Source organism: Deferribacterota bacterium, assembly GCA_034189185.1.
Classification (GTDB): Bacteria; Chrysiogenota; Deferribacteres; order Deferribacterales; family UBA228; genus UBA228.
Genome location: JAXHVM010000230.1, coordinates 1 through 2,299, shown reverse-complemented (window position 1 = coordinate 2,299; position 2,299 = coordinate 1). Strand labels below are relative to the sequence as shown.

General features: G+C 31.8%; 3 protein-coding genes. 1 reads left to right on the top strand and 2 read right to left on the bottom strand.

Annotation, left to right across the window (positions count from 1 at the left end; genetic code table 11):
* The first annotated feature begins 136 nt into the window (after positions 1 to 136).
* On the top strand, positions 137 to 358 hold the full coding sequence (locus tag SVN78_10280; GenBank protein ID MDY6821993.1) for a hypothetical protein: 222 nt from the start codon (positions 137 to 139) through the stop codon (positions 356 to 358).
* A 341-nt stretch (positions 359 to 699) separates the two neighbouring features.
* Here the strand turns inward: SVN78_10280 and SVN78_10275 are convergent, their stop codons facing one another.
* Positions 700 to 2,112 carry a nucleoside transporter C-terminal domain-containing protein gene (locus SVN78_10275; GenBank protein MDY6821992.1) on the bottom strand — a complete coding sequence of 471 codons (1,413 nt, stop codon included), beginning with the start codon at positions 2,110 to 2,112 and terminating at the stop codon, positions 700 to 702.
* A partial coding sequence (gene deoA, locus SVN78_10270) for a pyrimidine-nucleoside phosphorylase (GenBank protein ID MDY6821991.1) occupies positions 2,099 to 2,299 on the bottom strand: 201 nt, incomplete at its 5' end. The genes deoA and SVN78_10275, both read right to left, overlap by 14 nt.

Below are 2,299 nucleotides of genomic sequence, written 5' to 3'. Positions count from 1 at the left end.
AGAAACCCTTGCTGTTAGAATATGGAGAGGTTTGAGAAGTTTAACCTCAATATTAATCTCTTTTGAGTGGAGACCGACACTAGCTTACTTAAAAGGAAAAAGGTCAAAAAAGAATAAATAATAATGGAGGTTTAATATGATCGGATTAGTTGGAGCTAAACTATTATGGTTTCTTCTATTAGCAGCGTTAGCTGGCCTAGGATTTTTCCTATTCTTGCCAGTTGTTATGGGTGGAATGATCTTTTTTGTAGCAATGAAGAAGATGTTACATATACCTGATTTTAGTTGGAGACCTGACTTAGCATATCTAAGAGGTAAAGGTAGAAAAAAAGATAAAAAGTCTTCAAAGGAAAACTAATTATTAGTAAAGCTCTTACAAAATAACTAGGGCACCCAAATAGGGTGCCCTAATATTTATTACTTGCAAACCTTATCATGTTATCCCACTTTGTCTTAAGGAAATTATAACCTCATTTATCAATCTTCAATCTTCCGACTTCGCAAGTTGGATTTTCAGCGTATTTACGCCATTTCCAGACATATCACCCATCCTCTGACTTCGCAAGTCAGATTTTCCGCGTACTTACGCCATCACAGCACATCTTCTACCATCATTCAACTTCGCAAAGTCGGGAGATTAAATATACTTCATTTATTGAGTTATTTATCAATGATATTATAATATATAATGACGTTATATTATAAAATAAAAATACTAGCTATAGCTGCATTAATATATGAAACTATTGTACCACCAATCATAGCTCTAATACCAAATCTTGCTAGATCATGGCGTCTATTTGGGGCAATACCACCAATACCCCCAATTTGAATTGCTATTGAGCTAAAATTAGCAAAGCCACATAAAGCATAAGAAGCAAGGATAAAAGACCTTTCACTTAAGCTTGTCATAACCTTTCCTAAATGTAGATATGCTACAAATTCGTTTATCACAAGTTTTTCACCTAATAATGTGGCTACTTTAAAGCATTCCTCTACTGGGACCCCAATTAAGAATGCAAAAGGCCAAAATATAAAGGCAAAAATTTTTTCTAATGATAGATGTAGAGGTTTTATGCCAAGGGCTAAAAGAGCATTATCAAAACACGTTCCAATTAGATAGTTACAAAGAGCAATAATAGCTATAAATGCAATAAGCATACCCATAATATTTAAAGCTAATTGTAAACCTTCCAATGCTCCTCTTGAGGCAGCATCTATAATATTTACATCATCTGTTTTTATATTAATTTTAGCACTATCTTGGGTTTGAGGTGTTAGTTTTTCAGGGTAAACTATCTTTGCAACAACTATTGCCGCTGGAGCAGCCATTACACTTGCAGTGATTAGATGTACACCTATTGTTGGTCCAATAATTGGGTGTTTTTGTAGTATACCAATATATGCAACAAGTACACTTCCCGAGACTGTTGCCATTCCTCCAGTCATAAGGACTAACAATTCTGAATTAGTCATCTTTGGTATATAGGGTCTTACAATAAGAGGTGCCTCTGTTTGTCCAATGAATATATTTGCTGTTGTAGCTAGTGATTCAGCTCCTGATATCTTTAGGAAATACTTTAGAATTCTTGCAAATATTAGAACAACAAACTGTAAAACTCCAAGATAATAGAGTATTGCTGATAAGGATGAGACAAAGATAACAACGGGTAGTACAGTAAAGGCAAAAAAACCTAGATTAAGCTCTCCTAAGGTGTTAATTGATGGAAAATTTTGAACTGTTTTCTCAAAAGCGTTTGTATTTGATAGTCTATTTCCAAGATCGCCAAAAACAAAGTTTGTGCCAACTCTTGTAAAATCCAATAGTTTTGAGACAAAAAAGGAAATATCCTTAAATATTTCATATCCTATACTAGTATTTAAAACAAAAAAGCCCATTAGGATTTGTAGCGAAATGCCCCATAAAATTGTATTGTAATCTATGCTATTTTTATTTGAAGAAAATATAAAAGCTATAAATAAAAGTATAACAATACCACAAAGGCTTCTTATGACAACCAGAATTTCTTGTGCGTTAATTAATGAATAAAATATAAAAATTATAAGGATAATAACTGGAAATAAAACACCTTTAAAATTAAAGGATTTCATATATTAGTTTGTTTTTGTTAACCTTATTTTGTGATATATTTATGGATTCATACAATTGTTTAATAACGAGGTCTAAATTGTGATTATTGTGATAGATTAGTATTATATCTTCATTTTTATGTACATAATCACCAATCTTTTTTAAAAATTTAAAACCAACCCTATGATTTATTTTATCAGATTTTTT